This window comes from Cupriavidus sp. FW305-F7 (assembly GCF_058782875.1).
The window spans coordinates 32,666-52,076 of record NZ_JBYSYC010000044.1 but is presented as its reverse complement, the minus strand read 5'-3'; the positions used below and the strand labels follow the sequence as shown (position 1 = coordinate 52,076).

15 protein-coding genes are annotated in these 19,411 nt (G+C 65.5%); all 15 read right to left on the bottom strand.

Annotated elements, in window-relative coordinates; genetic code table 11:
• Positions 1-101 precede the first annotated feature (101 nt).
• Entirely contained in the window at positions 102-1,253 is a 1,152-nt protein-coding gene (locus tag AC3WL8_RS31270; RefSeq protein WP_013958377.1) for a branched-chain amino acid ABC transporter substrate-binding protein, read from the bottom strand.
• 156 nt (positions 1,254-1,409) lie between these two features.
• Positions 1,410-5,372: a trifunctional transcriptional regulator/proline dehydrogenase/L-glutamate gamma-semialdehyde dehydrogenase gene (putA, locus tag AC3WL8_RS31265; RefSeq protein WP_153954233.1), complete on the bottom strand. Its 3,963-nt coding sequence runs from the start codon at positions 5,370-5,372 to the stop codon at positions 1,410-1,412.
• Between the two features lie 194 nt (positions 5,373-5,566).
• Positions 5,567-7,888 carry a primosomal protein N' gene (locus tag AC3WL8_RS31260; RefSeq protein ID WP_492379568.1) on the bottom strand — a complete coding sequence of 774 codons (2,322 nt, stop codon included), beginning with the start codon at positions 7,886-7,888 and terminating at the stop codon, positions 5,567-5,569.
• Positions 7,889-8,412: 524 nt separating this feature from the next.
• Positions 8,413-9,504 carry a uroporphyrinogen decarboxylase gene (gene hemE / locus AC3WL8_RS31255; protein ID WP_492379567.1) on the bottom strand — a complete coding sequence of 364 codons (1,092 nt, stop codon included), beginning with the start codon at positions 9,502-9,504 and terminating at the stop codon, positions 8,413-8,415.
• A 52-nt stretch (positions 9,505-9,556) separates the two neighbouring features.
• Positions 9,557-10,507, bottom strand: a complete 951-nt coding sequence (locus tag AC3WL8_RS31250) for an alpha/beta hydrolase (protein ID WP_211980423.1) — start codon at positions 10,505-10,507, stop codon at positions 9,557-9,559.
• Between the two features lie 50 nt (positions 10,508-10,557).
• Positions 10,558-10,998 carry a CoA-binding protein gene (locus AC3WL8_RS31245; RefSeq protein ID WP_013958382.1) on the bottom strand — a complete coding sequence of 147 codons (441 nt, stop codon included), beginning with the start codon at positions 10,996-10,998 and terminating at the stop codon, positions 10,558-10,560.
• 693 nt (positions 10,999-11,691) lie between these two features.
• Positions 11,692-12,108 carry a F0F1 ATP synthase subunit epsilon gene (locus AC3WL8_RS31240; RefSeq protein WP_013958383.1) on the bottom strand — a complete coding sequence of 139 codons (417 nt, stop codon included), beginning with the start codon at positions 12,106-12,108 and terminating at the stop codon, positions 11,692-11,694.
• A gap of 142 nt (positions 12,109-12,250) precedes the next feature.
• Positions 12,251-13,654: a F0F1 ATP synthase subunit beta gene (atpD, locus tag AC3WL8_RS31235; RefSeq protein ID WP_211980424.1), complete on the bottom strand. Its 1,404-nt coding sequence runs from the start codon at positions 13,652-13,654 to the stop codon at positions 12,251-12,253.
• Positions 13,655-13,687: 33 nt separating this feature from the next.
• Positions 13,688-14,563 (bottom strand): F0F1 ATP synthase subunit gamma, encoded by an 876-nt coding sequence (atpG, locus tag AC3WL8_RS31230; RefSeq protein WP_211980425.1) that lies wholly within the window; start codon positions 14,561-14,563, stop codon positions 13,688-13,690.
• 74 nt (positions 14,564-14,637) lie between these two features.
• Complete coding sequence (atpA, locus tag AC3WL8_RS31225; protein ID WP_013958386.1) at positions 14,638-16,179, bottom strand: F0F1 ATP synthase subunit alpha; 1,542 nt, start codon at positions 16,177-16,179, stop codon at positions 14,638-14,640.
• A 39-nt stretch (positions 16,180-16,218) separates the two neighbouring features.
• Complete coding sequence (locus tag AC3WL8_RS31220; protein WP_035825604.1) at positions 16,219-16,761, bottom strand: F0F1 ATP synthase subunit delta; 543 nt, start codon at positions 16,759-16,761, stop codon at positions 16,219-16,221.
• A gap of 2 nt (positions 16,762-16,763) precedes the next feature.
• Positions 16,764-17,234, bottom strand: coding sequence for a F0F1 ATP synthase subunit B (locus tag AC3WL8_RS31215; protein WP_013958388.1), 471 nt, complete (start codon positions 17,232-17,234; stop codon positions 16,764-16,766).
• Between the two features lie 98 nt (positions 17,235-17,332).
• Positions 17,333-17,599 carry a F0F1 ATP synthase subunit C gene (gene atpE, locus AC3WL8_RS31210; protein WP_013958389.1) on the bottom strand — a complete coding sequence of 89 codons (267 nt, stop codon included), beginning with the start codon at positions 17,597-17,599 and terminating at the stop codon, positions 17,333-17,335.
• Between the two features lie 61 nt (positions 17,600-17,660).
• A complete protein-coding gene (gene atpB, locus AC3WL8_RS31205; protein WP_026201048.1) occupies positions 17,661-18,527 on the bottom strand; it encodes a F0F1 ATP synthase subunit A in 867 nt (288 codons plus the stop codon).
• Positions 18,528-18,771: 244 nt separating this feature from the next.
• Entirely contained in the window at positions 18,772-19,275 is a 504-nt protein-coding gene (locus AC3WL8_RS31200; RefSeq protein ID WP_492379566.1) for an ATP synthase subunit I, read from the bottom strand.
• Positions 19,276-19,411: the final 136 nt, after the last annotated feature.

Sequence of the window (19,411 nt, the reverse complement as noted above, 5' to 3'; positions counted from 1 at the left end):
GAATTGTTTGGGGGCTTGGCGCCGTGGCGCCATCCCCCCCAAAAGGAAAAACGCCACCCAAAAGGCGGCGTCTCCCATAACCAGCAACAACAGCCAGCAGCTTACTTCCCGCCAACCGTCTCCAGCACCGTCCACTTGCCACCCACCACCTTATAGACAGTGATACCACCATCCTTCAGGTCGCCACGCGCGTCATACGCCAGCATCTTGGTGGTCACGCCCTGCATATTGGTAGCGGCCAGCACCGGCAGGTAACGCACCGGATCGGTCGACCCGGCCTTGACCATGGCGGACATCATCGCGGTGGCGCCGTCATAGGCGTACGGCGAGTAGGTCTGCACCTTCGAGCCGAAGCGCTTCTCGTACTTCTTCTCATACGTGGAGCCGCCAGGCATCTGGTCCAGCGGCAGGCCGGCCAGCGACACCACGGTGCCTTCTGCAGCCGGGCCGGCGAGCTTCAGGAAGTTGTCGGTCTTGGACATTTCGCCCGACACCAGCGGGGCCTTCATGCCCAGTTCCTTGACCTGCTTGGCCATCGGCGCGGACTGGGTCTCGGCGCCACCGTAGAAGATGATGTCCGGGTTGCTGCGCTTGATGTTGGTCAGCACGGCCTTGAAGTCCACCGCCTTGTCGTTGGTGAACTCGCGGCGCACGATCTTGCCGCCGGCGGCCTTGGCGGCCTTCTCGAACTCGTCGGCCAGGCCCTGGCCGTAGGCGGTGCGGTCATCGACGATAGCGATGTTCTTCGCGCCCAGCTTCTTCACCACGAAGGCGCCGATCACCGAACCCTGCTGGGTGTCGGAGGTCATCATGCGGAAGGTGGTCTTGAAGCCCTGCTTGGTGTATTCCGGCGCGGTCGCCATGGCGATCTGCGGGATGCCGGCGCGGTTATAGACCATCGACGCCGGGATGGTGGTGCCCGAGTTGAAGTGGCCGAGCATGCCCTGGATGCCGTTATCCACCAGCTTCTGCGCCACCACCGAACCGGTCTTCGGATCGGCCTGGTCGTCTTCGGAGACCAGCACGAACTTGACTTCCTTGCCGCCGATCTTGGGCTTGGTGGCGTTCATGTCCTCGATCGCGAGGACGATGCCGTTCTGCATGTCCTTGCCGTACTGCGCCTGGCCGCCAGTCATCGGGCCGGCAAAGCCCAGCTTGATTTCCTGGGCCTGCGCGAACGCGGCCGAGGCGGCGGTCAGGCCAGCCAGGGTCAGGGCAACGGTCATTGCCGTCTTGTGGAATGTCGAGTTCATCAGATCTCCTTGGGTCCCAAATGGTGCCGATGTGGTGCCGTTGCCGGCAGTTATATTGGCGCGGCCTGGCAGTGCCGCGTCTTGCTTCCTGTGCGCAACGGGGCGGGATCGCCGCCGCCGCTGCGCGCTTCGACATGACGACGTCCGAGGGTTGCCTCAGCCGATCGTCATCAAACTGGCATTGCCGCCCGCGGCCGCGGTGTTGACCGAGAGCGAGCGCTCGATCAGCAAACGGTCGAGCGCGATATTCGGTTCACCTTGCGCCAGGCCCTGCACGCCGATGATCGGACCGGGGCGCACTGCCACCTGTTCGCACACCGTGCGCAGCTGGTCGGAGTCGCCGTGGTGCAGCACCGCATCGATAGCGATGTCCGCCGCGGTCCAGTCGGCCACCATGCGGACGCGCGATTGTACGCCCTTAGGCAGGCGCGCAAACAGCCCCCGGCTGACAGGGTTTTCCGGCCATACGGCGTCGGCGCCGACGGTCAGCACGGCACCCAGCTGCAGGGCCAGGTCGGCCTCTTGCGTGGCCAGGCACAGCACGCGCTCGCGCGGCAGCAGGGTGTAGGTGTTGCGCTCGCCGGTGGGGCCGGGCAGCGTCACGGTCAGGCCCGAGGGCGATGCCGCGGCCAGGCGCTCGCATGCGGCGGCTACCGCCGGCAGCTCGGCCGCGGCCCAGGCCTGGAAGGCCGCTGCGGCCTCGTCGCGCAGCGTGGCCGCCTCGCCGCCGCCTGCTTCCGACGCGCGCACGCTGCGTACCACCGCATCCTGCGGGCAGACCGACAGCAGGCGGTGCAGGTACAGCGGGCCGCCCGCCTTGGGGCCGGTGCCCGACAGGCCTTCGCCGCCAAAGGGCTGCACGCCCACCACGGCACCGACGATATTGCGGTTGACATACAGGTTGCCCACATGGGCACGGCTGACGATGTGCGAGATGGTCTCGTCGATGCGGGTATGGATGCCCAGCGTCAGGCCGTAGCCGGTGGCATTGATCTGGCTGACCATGGTGTCCAGCGCCGCGCGCGGGAAGCGCACCACGTGCAGCACCGGGCCGAACACCTCGCGCTTGAGTTCCTCGATGCTGTCCAGTTCAATCAGCGTCGGCGGCACGAAGGTGCCGTTGCGGCAGCTGGCGCCCTGCGCGGCGTTGGGGTCGGCCTGGTGGACACGGCGGCCCTTGGCGCGCATGGCGTCGACATGGCGCACGATATTGCCGCGCGCTTCTTCGTCGATCACCGGGCCGACGTCGGTCGACAGCCGGTCCGGGTTGGCCATGTTCAGTTCCTGCATGGCGCCCTTGAGCATTTCCAGCACGCGGTCGGCCACGTCTTCCTGCAGGCACAGCACGCGCAGTGCCGAGCAGCGCTGGCCGGCCGAATCGAAAGCGGAGCTGAGGACATCGCCCACCACCTGTTCAGCCAGCGCCGACGAGTCGACGATCATCGCGTTCTGCCCGCCGGTCTCCGCGATCAGCGGGATCGGGCGGCCGGCGGCGTCCAGGCGGCCGGCGACGTTGCGTTGCAGGATGCGCGCGACTTCGGTCGAGCCGGTGAACATCACACCCTTGACGCGGGCATCGCCCACCAGCGCGGCGCCCACGGTCTCGCCGCGGCCCGGCAGCAGCTGCACCGCGCCGGCCGGCACGCCGGCTTCGCGCAGCAGGCGCACCGCGGCGGCGGCGATCAGCGGGGTCTGCTCAGCGGGCTTGGCCAGCACCGGGTTGCCGGCGGCCAGCGCCGCGGCCACCTGGCCGGTAAAGATCGCCAGCGGGAAATTCCACGGGCTGATGCAGACCACCGGGCCCAACGGGCGGTGGGTCTCATTGTCGAAGCTGCGGCGCACCTCGGCAGCGTAGTAGCGCAGGAAGTCCACGGCTTCGCGCACTTCGGCGATGGCATTGGAGAAGGTCTTGCCGGCCTCACGCATGATGATGCCCATCAGCGACTGCATCTGGGCTTCCATCAGATCGGCGGCGCGTTCCAGCGCGGCCGCGCGCACGTCCGGCGGCGTCGCCTGCCAGATCGGCGCGGCATTGACGGCGGCCTGCAGCGCGGCGTCGACGTCGGCCTGGCTGGCCTCGGTGACATGGCCGACCACGTCGCGGTGGTCCGCCGGGTTCAGCACCGGCGCGGTGATGGCGTCGGCAGCGCGCGGCACCTCGGCGCCCAGCAGCGGCTCGGCCACGGCGCGTTCGCTGGTGCCGGCGAGCAGCGCCGACGACAGCGAGGCCAGCCGGTGCTCATTCGCGAGATCGATGCCGGCCGAGTTGGGACGGCTCTTGCCGTACAGCGTGCGCGGCGACGGGATGCGCGGGTGCGGCAGGCCCAGCACGCCTTCGTCGCGGTGCATCGCCTCGACCACGGCGACCGGGTCGGCCACCAGCTCGTCCAGCGAGATGGTGTCGTCGGCGATGCGGTTCACGAACGAGGTATTGGCGCCGTTCTCCAGCAGGCGGCGCACCAGGTACGCCAGCAGCGTCTCATGCGTGCCGACCGGCGCGTAGATGCGGCACGGGCGGTTGAACTTGCCGTCCGCGGTGGCGCCAACCACCTGGTCGTACAGCGGCTCGCCCATGCCGTGCAGGCACTGGAACTCATACTGGCCGGGGTAGTAGCTATGGCCGGCGATCTGGTAGATGGCCGACAGCGTATGCGCATTGTGCGTGGCGAACTGCGGGTAGATCGCGTCCGGCACCGACAGCAGCTTGCGCGCGCAGGCGATGTACGACACGTCGGTGTAGACCTTGCGCGTGTAGACCGGGTATCCCTCCAGGCCGTCGACCTGGCCGCGCTTGATCTCGCTGTCCCAGTACGCGCCCTTGACCAGGCGGATCATCAGGCGGTGGCGGCTGCGGCGGGCCAGGTCGATCAGGTAGTCGATCACGAACGGGCAGCGCTTCTGGTAGCCCTGCACCACGAAGCCGATGCCGTTCCAGCCGGCCAGCTCGGGCTCGAAGCACAGGCGTTCCAGCAGGTCCAGCGAGATCTCGAGGCGGTCTGCTTCCTCGGCGTCGATATTAATGCCGATGTCGTACTGGCGCGCCAGCAGCGTCAGCGACTTCAGGCGCTCGTACAGCTCGCCCACCACGCGCTCATGCTGCGCGCGGCTGTAGCGCGGGTGCAGCGCCGACAGCTTGATCGAGATGCCCGGGCCTTCATAGATGCCGCGCCCGCGCGAGGCCTGGCCGATGGCGTGGATGGCCTGCTCGTAAGAGGCCAGGTAGCGCTGCGCGTCGGCCTCGGTCATGGCGGCCTCGCCCAGCATGTCGTAGGAGTAGCGGAAGCCTTCGGCCTCGTACTTGCGCGCGTTGGCCAGCGCCTCGGAGATGGTCTCGCCGGTGACGAACTGCTCGCCCATCAGGCGCATGGCCATGTCCACGCCCTTACGGATCAGCGGCTCGCCGCCCTTGCCGATGATGCGCGTGAGCGCCTTGGTCAGGCCCGATTCGGTATGGGTGGCGACCAGCTTGCCGGTCAGCAGCAGGCCCCAGGTGGCGGCGTTGACGAACAGCGACGGGCTCTGGCCCAGGTGCGACTGCCAGTTGGCGCCGCTGATCTTGTCGCGGATCAGCGCGTCGCGGGTGGCCTTGTCGGGAATGCGCAGCAGGGCCTCGGCCAGGCACATCAGCGCCACGCCTTCCTGCGACGACAGCGAGAATTCCTGGATCAGGCCCTGCACCAGGCCCTCGCGACCGGTGCCGACCTTCTGCTCGCGCAGCCGCGTGGCCAGGGTCTTGGCCATCTTGATGGCGGCCTCGGCTTGCTGCAGCGGCAGGCGGGCCTGCTCCAGCAGCACCGGCACGCAATCGGTTTCCGGACGACGATAGGCAGAGGTAATGGCGGCACGCAGCACCGATTGCGGCTGGATGCTTTGGGCGAACTCCAGGAACGGCTGCGGCGCATCGCCATGGACCAGCTCGGCTCCGTCGGCGCCATCCGCGTCGGCGCTACCGGCGGCGCCGGTCTCGTGCGGCAGGTGGCCGCGCTCGATCTGCTCGAGGTAGGTGAAGATGGCCTGCTTGATCAGCCAGTGCGGCGTGCGGTCGATGGATTGGGCAACGCGCTTGAGGCGGTCGCGCGAGGCGTCGTCGAGCTTGACGCCGAGAGTGGTGGTGGCCATGCGGGCAATTCTCCGAAAGACTGGAGCCGCCGCCGGTGCTACCTCGTCCATGCCGGCAGGCACGGGCGCGCGACCGGCCGCAGCCTGTGAGCTGGCGCGATCTTACTCCCGAAAATCACCAAGGTGCAACCTAGTGCAACCCTATCGAAAACCCTAATGCCAAGGTTGCACCTTTTTTTGCCACGCTGGCCGGCTCAGATCCGCAACGGATCGATTTCAAGCTGCCAGCGCACCCCTTTTGCCTCCGTCCCTACATCTGCGAAAGTCTGTACCCACTCAGCCACAAAGCGTTGCAGCACAGGCCGCGAGGTGGCCTCCACCAGCATCTGCGCACGTTCCCGGTTGAAGATGCGCACCATCGACATCGGCACCGGGTCGTGCAGTTGCACCTCGGCCGCCAGCGCGCAGGTATCGGCATGCCGGCGCGCCACTTCCAGGAAATGCAGCGCCCGTTCCAGCTGGCTGTGCTCGGCGGTCACCAGCACCTGGTAGCAGAACGGGGGCAACCCGGCCTGGCGCCGCTCGCGCAACTGGCTGGCCGCGAATCCATCATAGTCGTGGCGCGTCAGCGCCTGCAATGCCGGGGTGTCCGGGTAGCGCGTCTGGATCAGCACCTCGCCCGGCAGGCCGGCCCGCCCTGCCCGCCCGGCCACCTGCATCAGCGAGGCGAACAGGTGCTCGGCGGCGCGGAAGTCGTGGCTGAACATGGCCGCGTCCGGATGGACGATGCCGACCAGGGTCACGCGCTGGAAGTCGTGCCCCTTGGCCACCATCTGCGTGCCCACCAGGATGTCGACTTCGCCGGCATGGACTTCATCGAACATGGCCTGCGCGCTGCCCTTGCGGCGCGTGGAATCTGCGTCGATGCGGGCGATGCGGGCCTGCGGGAAGCGCGCCGCCAATGCCTCTTCGATACGCTGCGTACCGCGCCCCAGCGGCGCGATGTCGACATTGCCGCAGTCCGGGCAGTGATGCGGCACCGGCGCCTCCAGGCCACAGTGGTGGCAGCGCAGGCGCCGCTCTGGGCGGTGCAGCACCAGGTATGCCGAGCAGCGCGGGCAGCCCGACAGCCAGCCGCAGCTGTCGCAGGCAATCACCGGCGCGTAGCCGCGGCGGTTCAGGAACAGCAGGCTCTGCTCGCCGCGCGCCAGGCGCGCGTCGATGGCTTCCAGCAGCGGCACCGACAAGCCTTCGAACAGCGTGCGCTGGCGCTGGCGCTCGTGGTTCAGGTCGACCAGGCGCACCGTCGGCAGGGTCGCTTCGGCCTGGGCGCGCTCGCGCAGCACCAGCTTGCGGTAAGTGCCCTGCCCGGCCCGCCACCAGGTCTCCATCGACGGCGTGGCCGAACCCAGCACCACGGCAATGCCGCGCTGCTTGGCGCGCCACACCGCCAGGTCGCGCGCGGAGTAGCGCAGCCCTTCCTGCTGCTTGTAGGAGGTGTCGTGTTCCTCGTCGACCACGATCAGCGCCAGCGCCGGCAGCGACGCCATCACCGCCATGCGCGTGCCCAGCACGATGCGGGCCTCGCCGCAGTGGGCGGCCAGCCACTGCAGGCTGCGCTCCTGGTCGGCCAGGCCGCTGTGCAGCACCGCCAGCGGCAGGTGCGGGAAGCGCGCCGCGATGCGAGCCTGCAACTGCGGGGTCAGGTTGATTTCGGGCACCAGCATCAGCACCTGGGCCTGGGTGTCGCGTTCGAGCACCGCCTGCATCGCATGCAGGTAGACCTCGGTCTTGCCGCTGCCGGTCACCCCGTGCAGCAGGAACGGCGCAAAGCCTTCGGCCTCGGCAATGGCCTGCACCGCGGCGCGCTGCTCGTCGTGCAGCGGCGGCGCGGCCGATGGCGGCTGGGCGGGGCCTGTCGGCAGCAGGGTGCGCGCGGTGCGGCTGGCGTCGACCCAGCCGGCGGCCTGCCATTCGGCCAGCCGCGCCGGTGCCGCTGCGCACAGCACGCGGGCGTCGGCCAGCGTCAGCGGCTCGGCCGCGGCGGCGCGCTCGGCCAGCGCCTGCGCCAGGGCGCGCACGCTGCGTGCGCGTGGCGGCACGGCAGCCAGCAAGGCCTCTGCATGCCCAGGCAACAGGCGGTATTCGTCGGTGCGGGCACGCTGGGCCAGGCCTGACCAGCTCTCGGCCTCACGCAAGGCCGGCGGCAAGGCCGGCAGCATCACTTCGCCCAGGCGGCGCTGGTAGTAGCGCGCGGCAAAGGCGGCCAGCTCGATCCAGTCGGGCTGCAGCGGCGCCATCCAGTCCAGGCGCCGCGCCACCGGGCGCAGCCGGTCGGCGGGCACATCGGAGTGGTTGGCGTACGCCACCGCCACGCCGACCATGCTGCGGCGGCCGAACGGCACCACCACCAGGTCACCCGGGGCGACCTCGGGCGTGGCGAGATAGTCGAAGCAGTCGTCGGCGGGGGTGTCCAGCGCGACCCGGATGACCGGCTGGGCGGCGGCGGACGGCATCACGGCGCCCTCCGCCGTGCTGCCCTCGATCAGTGGGAGCGCGCCGCTAATTGGCGCCATGCGGCCCTTCCTGGTGCACCGCCTTTGCGCAACCTTTGTGCAACGGGCGGCAGGCGTAATGAGGGTGTAAATCTAGTGTGCGGCGCAACATCAACTTAAAGTAAAACTTCAAATGTGGCCCTAAGTCGATGATAGATGACTGGTTTTCCACTTATTCCACCGCCCCTGTGGATAACTTTGTTGAAAAGTCGCACTGGCTGACCGGAAAGCCCCGAGAAACAAGGGATCCACCGGCATCGGGCCTTCCTTTGCAATTCTTCCAAAGCCTTAAAAATCAAAGGCTTGCAAACATCCCCCGGATAGGTTAGGGAATAACCCTGTCCCGCACTGCGGCAAACCTATCGGTGTGCATAAGTCAAGTGCCGCCAATCAAGGCCGAGCACCTTTTTGGCGAATGCTGGCGAAAAAGTTAACTTGACAGGGTCCGGCGGCGCGGCTCCCGCAGCACTGGGTACGCTGGCGCGCCGGCGCGCTGCAGCGCGGGGCGCCGCAGCAGCAGCCAGGCCGACCGCATACTGTCACCGTCACTTCTGCTCAGCGCGCAGCTTGCGGCTGTGGCGATGCACTTCATCCACCAGCACCGAGACGTTCTCCGGCGGCGTGAACTGCGAAATGCCGTGGCCCAGGTTGAATACGTGACCATCACTGCCCCCGGCGGCGGCATAGCTGTCCAACACGCCGCGCACCTGCTCGCGGATCGCGGCCTCGGGGGCGAACAGCACGGTCGGGTCGATATTGCCCTGCAGCGCCACGCGCCCGCCGGTGCGCCGGCGCGCTTCGGCCAGGTTGACGGTCCAGTCCAGCCCGATCGCGTCGGCGCCGGTGTCAGCCAGCGCCTCGAGCCACAGGCCGCCGCCCTTGGTAAAGACGATCGCGGGCACCTGCTGCCCATCGTGTTCGCGCTTCAGGCCGGCCAGCACCCGGCGCATATAGGCCAGCGAGAACGCCTGGTACATGCCATCGGCGAGCGCCCCGCCCCAGGTGTCGAAAATCATCACGGCCTGTGCGCCGGCTTCGATCTGGGCATTCAGGTATGCCGTCACCGCCTGGGCGTTGATCTCGAGAATGCGGTGCATCAGGTCCGGGCGGCCGTACATCATCGCCTTGACCGTGCGGAAGTCGTCCGAGCCGCCACCTTCAACCATGTAGCACGCCAGCGTCCAGGGGCTGCCGGAAAAGCCGATCAGCGGCACGCGCTGGCGGCCGTCCTGGACCAGTGCGCGGCGGATCTCGCTCACCGCGTCAAAGACGTACTGCAGCGACGCCATGTCCGGCACCGCCAGTTTCAGCACGTCGGCTTCGGTGCGCAGCGGATGCGCAAAGCGCGGGCCCTCGCCCTGCGCGAACGACAGGCCCAGGCCCATCGCGTCGGGCACGGTCAGGATGTCGGAAAAGAGAATCGCCGCGTCCAGGGGATAGCGGTCCAGCGGCTGCAGTGTCACTTCCGTGGCGTAGGCCGGGTTCTTGGCCAGCCCGAGAAAGCTGCCGGCGCGGGCCCGCGTGGCGTTGTACTCGGGCAGGTAGCGGCCCGCCTGGCGCATCAGCCATAGCGGCGTGTATTCGGTCGGCTGGCGGCGCAGCGCGCGCAGGAAGGTATCGTTCTGCAGTGCGGTCATGGTCATCCTCGTAAGACCGCCATTCTAAGGGATGGCTGCGGGCGGATGCCGCTCAGACGTCGTCGATCATCCCGGCGAAGGCCGCTGCGGCACGCCGCATCCATTCGCGCGCGCGTTCGGCATCGGGCTGCAGCCGCGCGAAACCGTGGGTCATGCCGCCGGCCTCGATGGTAATCACCGGGGCGTCGTGGCGCACCAGGAAGTCGGCATAGGCCAAGCCGTCGTCGCGCAGCACATCATGCGCGGCCACCATCAGCACGGTGGCAGGCGGGCGCACCGGCGGCGCGGCCATCAGGTGCACACGGGGGTCGGGATGGGCGGCGCCCTGCGCCAGGGCCTCGGCGCCGATGAACTGGGCCCAGAACCAGGCCATCTCGTCACGCGTCAGGCCAGGACCGTCGGCAAAGGCGCGGTAGCTTTCGGTGCTGAGCACCGGCGCCGTCACGGGATAGATCAGCAGCTGCGCATCGACCCGCGCCGCGCCGCCGCTGTTGAGTTGCTGCGCTGCCTGCGCCGCCAGGTGGCCGCCGGCGCTGTCACCCGCCACGGCCAGGAAGTCGGTCGCCAGCCCGAGTGCCTGGCGTTGAGCGGTGAACCACTGCACGGCCTCGGCAGCATCGTCGCAGGGAGCAGGGAACGCGTGCTCGGGGGCGAGGCGGTAGTCGACGCTGGCCACCGCGCAGCCCGTGTCGGCCGCCAGCAAGGCGGCAACCGTATGGTGCGTCTGCGCCGAGCCGATCACCCAGCCGCCACCGTGGAAGTAGACCACCAGCCGCGGCGCGGTCTTGCCGGCCGGGCGGAACAGCCTGGCGCCCAGCGTGCGGCCAGCGAGCGCAAGCTCCAGGTCCTGCACCGTGATGCCTGGCGGATCCGGCAACAGCGACGCCGCCGCGATCTCGGCGAAACGGGCCCGCTGCGCGGGAATGTCGGCCGGCGCGGGCGCATTGGCGTAACGCTCCGCCAGGCGGCGGTAATAGGCAAGCAGTTGCGGATCGATGGCCATGGTTGGCGGCTGAAGGGAAAGCGGAAAGTAGAAGCGGTGCCTGACGGGAATCAGTCCAGCCCGAGCTGGTGCGTCAGCTCGACCTTGCTGCAGCAATCCTGCACCGCCAGCAGGCCGGCATCGGAAGCGCGGCGCACTGCCTGGTCGTTGACGATGCCCAACTGCAGCCAGACACCCTGTGCGCCAACGGCGATGGCCTCATCGACCACGCCGGGCGTTTCCTCGGCACGGCGGAAGATGTCGACCCACGCGATGGGGCTGCCTGCTGCCGCGGCAGCGTCGGCGGCTTCGCGCAGCGTGGCGTGGCAGGTCTCGCCCAAAATGCGTTCGCCGGCATGACGCGGATTGACCGGCACGATCCGGAAGCCGTGGTCCTGCAGGAATTCCGCTACCTCATGGCTGGGACGCTCCGGGCGGTCGGACAGGCCGACCACGGCCACGGTCTTCATCGCCAGCATGGCTTGTATGGCTTGCTGCATCTCAGGGCGCATCGCGTCTCCGGGTGGACAAGGGCGGGCCCGCGGACATGCAAAAACAACGCGAAGGCCTCAGGCGTCCTGAATCGTAACCGGAATTGTCACGCAGAGATTGGTGGGGGAGCGAACACGTAAATCGCGTCATTAAAGATAATGCAACGACACCTTTCTGCGGTTAACGTGACGTGAACGCGTGAAAATATGCCGAACACGCCAGATCCTGGCACCTCGGGCTTTCAACTTCTTGCAAAACGATACATTTTGTTACTGCCATGCCGGGGAGTTTCCCCCACAATGCATTGACACACCCGCTGTCCGCGGCGTGTGCCGCCCCAGTGAATAAGGCTGTTCAGACTTAAAGGGGTGTGGTGAAGAAAGCCTTTTTGAAGCAGTAACCGATTTTCCGATCCAGCAGATCGCCGCTGGACCGGAGCACCAGGTAGACCGTTGCAGCGCGTGGCCTTTGCGGCCTCTGGTCGGATATTGGATATCCGTTGCGCCTTGATTGTCGGCCTGGACCGAACCCGTTCCTTCGAATTGACCCCTCGAAGGGATTTTCCCGTCCGCGCGGAGCCTCCCCGGCCCGCGCGCTTTTTTTTGTCCAGGCAGGACAAAAGCATATCGCCACGCCCAAAAAAAAGGCAGCCATCGGCTGCCTTTTTTCATTGTCGCGCCAGAAAAACAACAGCGCGACAACCGACTAATTGCTTACTTCTTACGACGCAGGCGGGCGATGGCAGCCAGTTGGGCAGCCGCCACGGCGAGCTCACTCTGAGCGCGCGCCAGATCCAGATCGCTGCTCTGGTTCTGCATCAGCTCTTCGGCAGCACGCTTGGCTTCCCGCGCCTTGGCTTCGTCCAGGTCGCCACCGCGGATAGCGGTGTCGGCCAGCACGGTGACGTGCTTGGGCTGGACTTCGAGAATGCCGCCGGCAACGAACACGAACTCTTCGCTGCCGTCTTCCTTCTCGATCCGCACCGCACCCGGCTGGATGCGCGTGATCAGCGGCGTGTGACCCGGCAGAATGCCCAGTTCACCCGACTCGCCCGGCAGCGCCACGAACTTCGCCTGGCCGGAGAAGATCGACGTTTCCGCGCTGACGACGTCTACAAGAATGGTTGCCATATCAGATCCTTTCTCCTGAAAGCTTTGGCTTCCCGTTTCCGGGAAGCAAGTATTTCGCCTTCGTGCCAGGCGCGGCCGCCGCAGACAGTAGATTAACTACGGCAAGGCAGCCGCAACGACGCATGAAGGCGAAAGACGCCGCTTACTGGAGCTTCTTGGCCTTTTCGAAGGCTTCGTCGATCGAGCCGACCATGTAGAACGCCTGCTCGGGCAGGTGATCGCACTCGCCATCCACCAGCATCTTGAAACCACGGATGGTTTCCTTCAGCGGCACGTACTTGCCCGGCGAACCCGTGAACACTTCGGCCACGTGGAACGGCTGCGACAGGAAACGCTGGATCTTACGAGCGCGGTTCACGGCCATCTTGTCTTCCGGCGACAGTTCGTCCATGCCCAGAATCGCGATGATGTCGCGCAGTTCCTTGTAGCGCTGCAGGGTCTGCTGTACGGCGCGCGCAACGTTGTAGTGCTCCTGGCCAACCACTTGCGGGTCCATCTGACGCGAGGTCGAGTCGAGCGGGTCCACTGCGGGGTAGATACCGAGAGCGGCAATGTCACGCGACAGCACCAGGGTCGAGTCCAGGTGCAGGAAGGTGGTAGCCGGCGACGGGTCGGTCAAGTCATCCGCAGGCACGTAGACGGCCTGGATCGACGTAATCGAGCCAGTCTTGGTCGACGTAATACGCTCCTGCAGCTTGCCCATTTCTTCAGCCAGCGTCGGCTGGTAGCCCACGGCGGAAGGCATACGGCCCAGCAGTGCCGACACTTCGGTACCAGCCAGCGTGTAGCGGTAGATGTTGTCGACGAAGAACAGGATGTCACGGCCCTCGTCGCGGAACTTCTCGGCCATGGTCAGGCCGGAAAGTGCCACGCGCAGACGGTTGCCCGGCGGCTCGTTCATCTGGCCGAACACCATGGCCACCTTGTCGAGCACGTTCGAGTCCTTCATTTCGTGGTAGAAGTCGTTCCCTTCACGGGTACGCTCGCCCACGCCGGCGAACACCGACAGACCGCTGTGCTGCTTGGCGATGTTGTTGATGAGCTCCATCATGTTGACGGTCTTGCCCACGCCTGCGCCACCAAACAGACCCACCTTGCCGCCCTTGGCGAACGGGCAAATCAGGTCGATCACCTTGATGCCGGTTTCGAGCAGGTCGGTGGAAGGCGACAGTTCGTCGAACTTCGGCGCCTTCTGATGAATCGCGCGCCGCTCGTCGGAAGCGATCGGGCCAGCTTCGTCGATGGGGCGACCCAGGACATCCATAATGCGGCCCAGCGTGCCTTGACCCACCGGCACCGAGATCGGCGCGCCGGTGCTCTTCACCGGCATGCCGCGGCGCAGGCCGTCCGACGAACCGAGGGCAATGGTACGGACCACGCCGTCACCCAGCTGCTGCTGGACTTCGAACGTCAGGCCCTTTTCGGCGAACGACGTTTCGCCGCTGTCTTCCAGCACCAGCGCGTCGTACACCCTCGGCATCGCGTCGCGTGGGAACTCGATGTCCACCACGGCGCCGATGCACTGCACAATATTTCCGATACTCATTTCGTATCTCCGATAGCTTGAATTCTTAACGCTTCAGACCGCTGCCGCACCGCTGACGATCTCTGACAATTCCTTGGTGATCGCTGCCTGCCGGGTCTTGTTGTAGTCCAGCTGCAGTTCGCCGATCACGTTCTTGGCATTGTCGGATGCCGCCTTCATAGCCACCATGCGCGCCGACTGTTCGGACGCCATGTTCTCGGCCACGGCCTGGTACACCAGCGCCTCGACGTAGCGAACCAGCAGCTCTTCCACCACGGTCTGCGCGTCAGGCTCGTAGATGTAGTCCCACGAGTAGGCGCGCTTCTCTTCTTCCGTCTGCAACAGCTTGTCGGCGGCGAGCGGCAGCAGTTGCTCAACCATCGGTTCCTGCTTCATCGTGTTGATGAACTTGGTGTACGCGATGTACACCGCATCGACTTCACCATTGGTGAATGCATCGAGCTGGACCTTGATCGCGCCGATCAGCTTTTCCAGGTGCGGGGTGTCGCCGAGCTGCACCACATTCGAGGCCACCTTGGCGCCGATGCGGCTCAGGAACTGCATGCCCTTGCTGCCGATGGCAGTGGCTTGCACAGCCACGCCGCGACCCTGCAGGCTCTTCAGCTCGTTGGTCACCGCACGCAGCACGTTCGTGTTCAGACCGCCGCACAGCCCCTTGTCGGTCGTGACCACGATCATGCCGACGCGCTTGACTTCGCGCTCCTGCATGAACGGGTGCTTGAACTCGGGGTTGGCCGAAGCCAGGTGCGCCGCGATGTTACGCACTTTCTCGGCATAGGGACGGGCATTGCGCATCCGTTCCTGCGCCTTGCGCATCTTGGATGCGGCGACCATCTCCATCGCCTTGGTGATCTTGCGCGTGTTCTGCACGCTCTTAATCTTGGTTCGAATCTCTTTCGTTCCGGCCATACTTTCCTCTCCGTCCGAACCAGCGCCGCGCCGGCGTTAGCCAGGCGCGGCGGCGGTATCGGAGAATTGCGCGGTTAGAACGCGGCGGACTTCTTGAAATCCTCGATCGCGGCACGCAGGGCGGGTTCATCTTCCTTCGAGAGCTGCTTGGTCTCTTCGATACGGTTGATGAGGTCGGCGTACTTGGTCTTCAGATGGTCGTGCAGGCCCTTCTCGAACGGCAGAATGTCCTTCACTTCCACGTTGTCGAGGAAGCCGTTGTTGGCGGCGAACAGCGACGCGGCCAGCTGCCACACCTGCTGCGGCTGGTATTGCGGCTGCTTCAGCAGCTCGGTCACGCGGCGGCCGCGCTCCAGCTGCTTGCGGGTGGCATCGTCCAGGTCCGAAGCGAACTGCGCGAAAGCAGCCAGTTCACGGTACTGGGCGAGGTCGGTACGGATACCACCGGCCAGGTTCTTCACCACCTTGGTCTGGGCAGCACCACCCACGCGCGACACCGAAATACCGGCATTGATGGCGGGACGGACACCGGCGTTGAACAGGTCGGTTTCCAGGAAGATCTGGCCGTCGGTAATCGAAATCACGTTGGTCGGCACGAACGCGGACACGTCGCCGGCCTGCGTTTCGATCACCGGCAGCGCGGTCAGCGAACCGGTCTTGCCCTTGACGGCGCCGTTGGTGAACTTCTCGACGTACTCGGCGTTCACGCGCGCGGCACGCTCCAGCAGGCGCGAGTGCAGGTAGAACACGTCGCCCGGGTACGCTTCACGGCCCGGCGGGCGGCGCAGCAGCAGCGACACCTGGCGATAGGCCCAGGCTTGCTTGGTCAGGTCGTCATAGACGATCAGCGCGTCTTCGCCGCGGTCGCGGAAGTACTCGCCCATGGTGCAGCCGGCGTAGGCAGCCAGGTACTGCATGGCGGCCGAGTCCGAAGCGGCGGCGGCCACGACGACGGTGTATTCCATCGCGCCGTGCTCTTCCAGCTTGCGCACCACGTTGGCGATCGTCGAAGCCTTCTGGCCAATGGCGACGTACACGCAGTACATGCCCTTGCCCTTCTGGTTGATGATCGCGTCGACAGCCACGGCGGTCTTGCCGGTCTGGCGGTCGCCAATGATCAGCTCACGCTGGCCACGGCCGATCGGCACCATCGAGTCGATCGACTTCAGGCCGGTCTGCACCGGCTGGCTCACCGACTGACGCGCGATCACGCCCGGGGCGACCTTCTCGATCACGTCCGTTTCCTTGGCGTTGATCGGGCCCTTGCCGTCGATCGGCTGGCCCAGCGTGTTGACCACGCGGCCCAGCAGTTCCTTGCCCACCGGCACTTCCAGAATGCGGCCGGTGCACTTGACCGTGTCGCCTTCGGAAATGTGTTCGTAGTCACCCAGCACCACGGCGCCGACCGAGTCGCGCTCGAGGTTCAGCGCGAGGCCGAAGGTGTTGCCGGGGAATTCCAGCATCTCGCCCTGCATCACGCCGGACAGGCCGTGCACGCGGCAGATGCCATCGGTCACGGAAATCACCGTGCCGGTGTTGCGCACTTCAGCTTCAGCGCCAAGGCCCGAGATGCGGGTCTTGATCAGCTCGCTGATTTCTGAGGGGTTCAGTTGCATCACAATGCTCCTAATTCTTCAATCCGTCGGCCGGTGCGGTCAGGCGGTCAGCGTGGCTTGCATGGCAGCCAGGCGCGTACGCACGGAGGTGTCGAGCACTTCGTCGCCGACCTTGACGCTCACGCCGCCGATCAGGGACGGGTCCACCGCCACCTTCGCGTACAGCTTGCGGCCGAACTTGCGTTCGAGTGCAGCGACCAGGTCGTTCAACTGCGAACCTTCCAGCGGGAATGCGCTGGTGATCTCGACATCCGACGACCCTTCGCGGGCGTTCTTGAGCACATGGAACTGCTCGGCGATTTCCGGCATCACCGTCAGGCGGCCGTTATCCACCAGCAGCTTGACGAAGCGGCGAGCCTCGTCATTCAGCGGGGACTTCAGCACCGACAGGAACAGTTCGGCCAGCTTCTCGCCGGGAACGTTCGGATCGCCGGCTACCGCCTTCATGTCGGGATTGGCAGCAACCTGCCCCATCTCCGACACCAGCTCGGACCATGCACCCAGATTGCCTGCGCTCGATTCGCTGGCGACGCGGAACAGCGCCTCAGCGTAGGGACGGGCAATGGTTGCGGTTTCAGCCATGATTAGAGCTCAGCCTTGAGTTGATTGAGCAGGTCGGTGTGGACCTGCGCGTTCACTTCACGCTTGAGGATCTGCTCGGCACCCTTGACGGCCAGCACGGCAACCTGGTCACGCAGTTCTTCGCGTGCACGGGTAACCTGCTGGTCTGCTTCGGCCTTGGCCTGGGCAATGATGCGTGCGGCTTCTGCCTGGGCGTTTTGCTTGATCTCGTCCGCCGTCAGCTGGGCGCGCTTCTCGGCGTCAGCGACGCGTTGTGCACCCTCGGTGCGGGCTTCGGCCATAGCCTGGTCCACACGCTTGTTGGCGAGTTCGAGCTCGGCCTTGCCCTTCTCGGCAGCGGCGAGGCCATCGGCGATCTTCTTTGCGCGTTCGTCGAGCGCCTTCACCAGCGGCGGCCAAATGAATTTGGCAACAACCCACCACAGGATGAAGAACACGACCATCTGCGCAAAAAACGTTGCGTTCAGATTCATGGTGTGTTCCTTTCGGTAATCAAACTACAGATAAATGCGCAAGGGCGGCCAGGCTAGTGGCCCGCGCCGCCCGTCAGCATCATGCAGACCGAAAAGAATTACTTGATGACAGCCAGCAGCGGGTTGGCGAAGGCGAACAGCATTGCAACACCCACGCCGATCAGGAATGCAGCGTCGATCAGGCCAGCCAGCAGGAACATCTTGGTTTGCAGCGGGTTCATCAGCTCAGGCTGACGTGCGCAGGCTTCGATGTACTTGCCACCCATCAGGGCGATACCCAGGCAGGCGCCGATAGCGCCCAGGCCGATGATGATGCCGATACCGATGGCGGTCAGACCCTGGATGTTGGCGAGAAATGCTTGCATGATGACTCCTTTAATTTAGAGAGACTTAGAACCAAAAAACCAAAAAACCAAAAACCGGAAATCAGTGGTGATCGTGAGCCTGGCCGATATACACCAGCGTCAGCATCATGAAAATGAAGGCCTGGAGCAGGACGATCAGAATGTGGAAGATCGCCCATACCGTGCCGGCCACCACGTGGCCGACAAAGCCCAGCGCGGACAGGTCGGCGCTGAACGTCCAGATGGAACCCAGCAGCGCGATCAGCAGGAACACGAGTTCGCCGGCGTACATGTTGCCGAACAACCGCATGCCGAGCGAAACGGCCTTGGCCAGGAATTCAATCAGGTTCAGGACCAGGTTGAACGGGGCCAGGTACCACTTGGCGCCGAACGGGGCCGAGAACAGTTCGTGCATGAAGCCGCCCGTACCCTTGATCTTGAAGCTGTAGTAGATCATCAGGACCAGCACCGAGCACGACATGCCCAGCGTGCCGTTCAGGTCGGCCGTGGCCACTGCGCGGTGGTGGGGAAGGTGAATGTGGAAGACGCCGAGCAGGCTGTTCAGGCCGGTGACCCAGTCGACCGGAATCAGGTCGATCGCGTTCATCATGGTGATCCAGCAGAACACCATCAGCGCCAGCGGCGCAATCCACGAACGGTCGCCGTGGATGATGCCCTTGGCCTGGTCGTCGACCATCTCGACGATCATCTCGACGAAGGCCTGGAAGCGGCCCGGCACGCCGGCGGTGACGCGGCGCGCGGCGACATACAGGAACAGCACGGCGATGGCGCCGCACAGCACGGACCAGAACACCGTGTCGTAGTTGAGCACGGAGAAATCGACCACCGACGCTTGCTTGCCGCCGACCGAGTTCAAGTTCTGCAAGTGTTCGGCGATATAGCCGGAGGGTGTCAGCGCGTGTTCGGCGCCTTGGGTAGCATCAGACATGTCGATACGAACGGTATATTGCGAAATCTTCAGGCCGCGCGCCGCCACTGTCTGGCAAACGCCCGGTACGCGTCTTGCATTGCCTTCGGCGGATTCGCCGGTCACCGCGATGCAAGCGGGGTCCAACCTTGGCCGTGTCCGGTGTCACTGCGATGAAACCCGCGGTGAAACCGTCACGGAAAACTCTTGATATTCCGTTTCGGTGCCCCACCTCCGGGTGAAGCACCGTTTTCGAGCGGCTGGCCTAGCGCATCGCCAGGGCCACCACCCAATATGTCTTTAGCGCCAGCAGGAACGTGACCAGCATCGGCACCCAGCGCAGATCCCGGTACAGCACCACGACCAGCACCAGCAGTGCCACGGTGCCGAAGACCTTGATCGCCTCACCCAGCACCAGCCCGCCGACCGACGCCCGGTCGCGCGCCAGCCACAGGCGCAAGGCAAAGAATCCGCTCGGCACGAAGCACACCATGCCGCCGAACAGCGCCGACCACCCATACGGCCCCGCCTCTTTCGCGAACAGCGCCCAGCACAGTGCCGACAGCAGGGAAACCACCACCTGCGCCAGGACAACCTTGCCCGGGGTCATGCGCGAAGGGCGCAACGCACGCTCGCCAAACAGCGTCACCGCCTCGGCATGCGACAGCGGATCGACAGCCTCTTCCTCACGTTCTGCGCCTTCTTTCCAGTCGCCCCAGTCATCTTCCTGACGGGACCCGGCGCCTCGCTGCTGACGGTCTTGAACCACTACCTGCCTGCCTCATTCCAGGCCGGAACTTTTCGGCCCGACCAGAATTCAAACCGCACGATTTTAAGGGGAACTACTGATTCGCGTCAATCCGCTTACATTTACCTTGCAGTGCGTTGTGCACAACGGTTGCCAT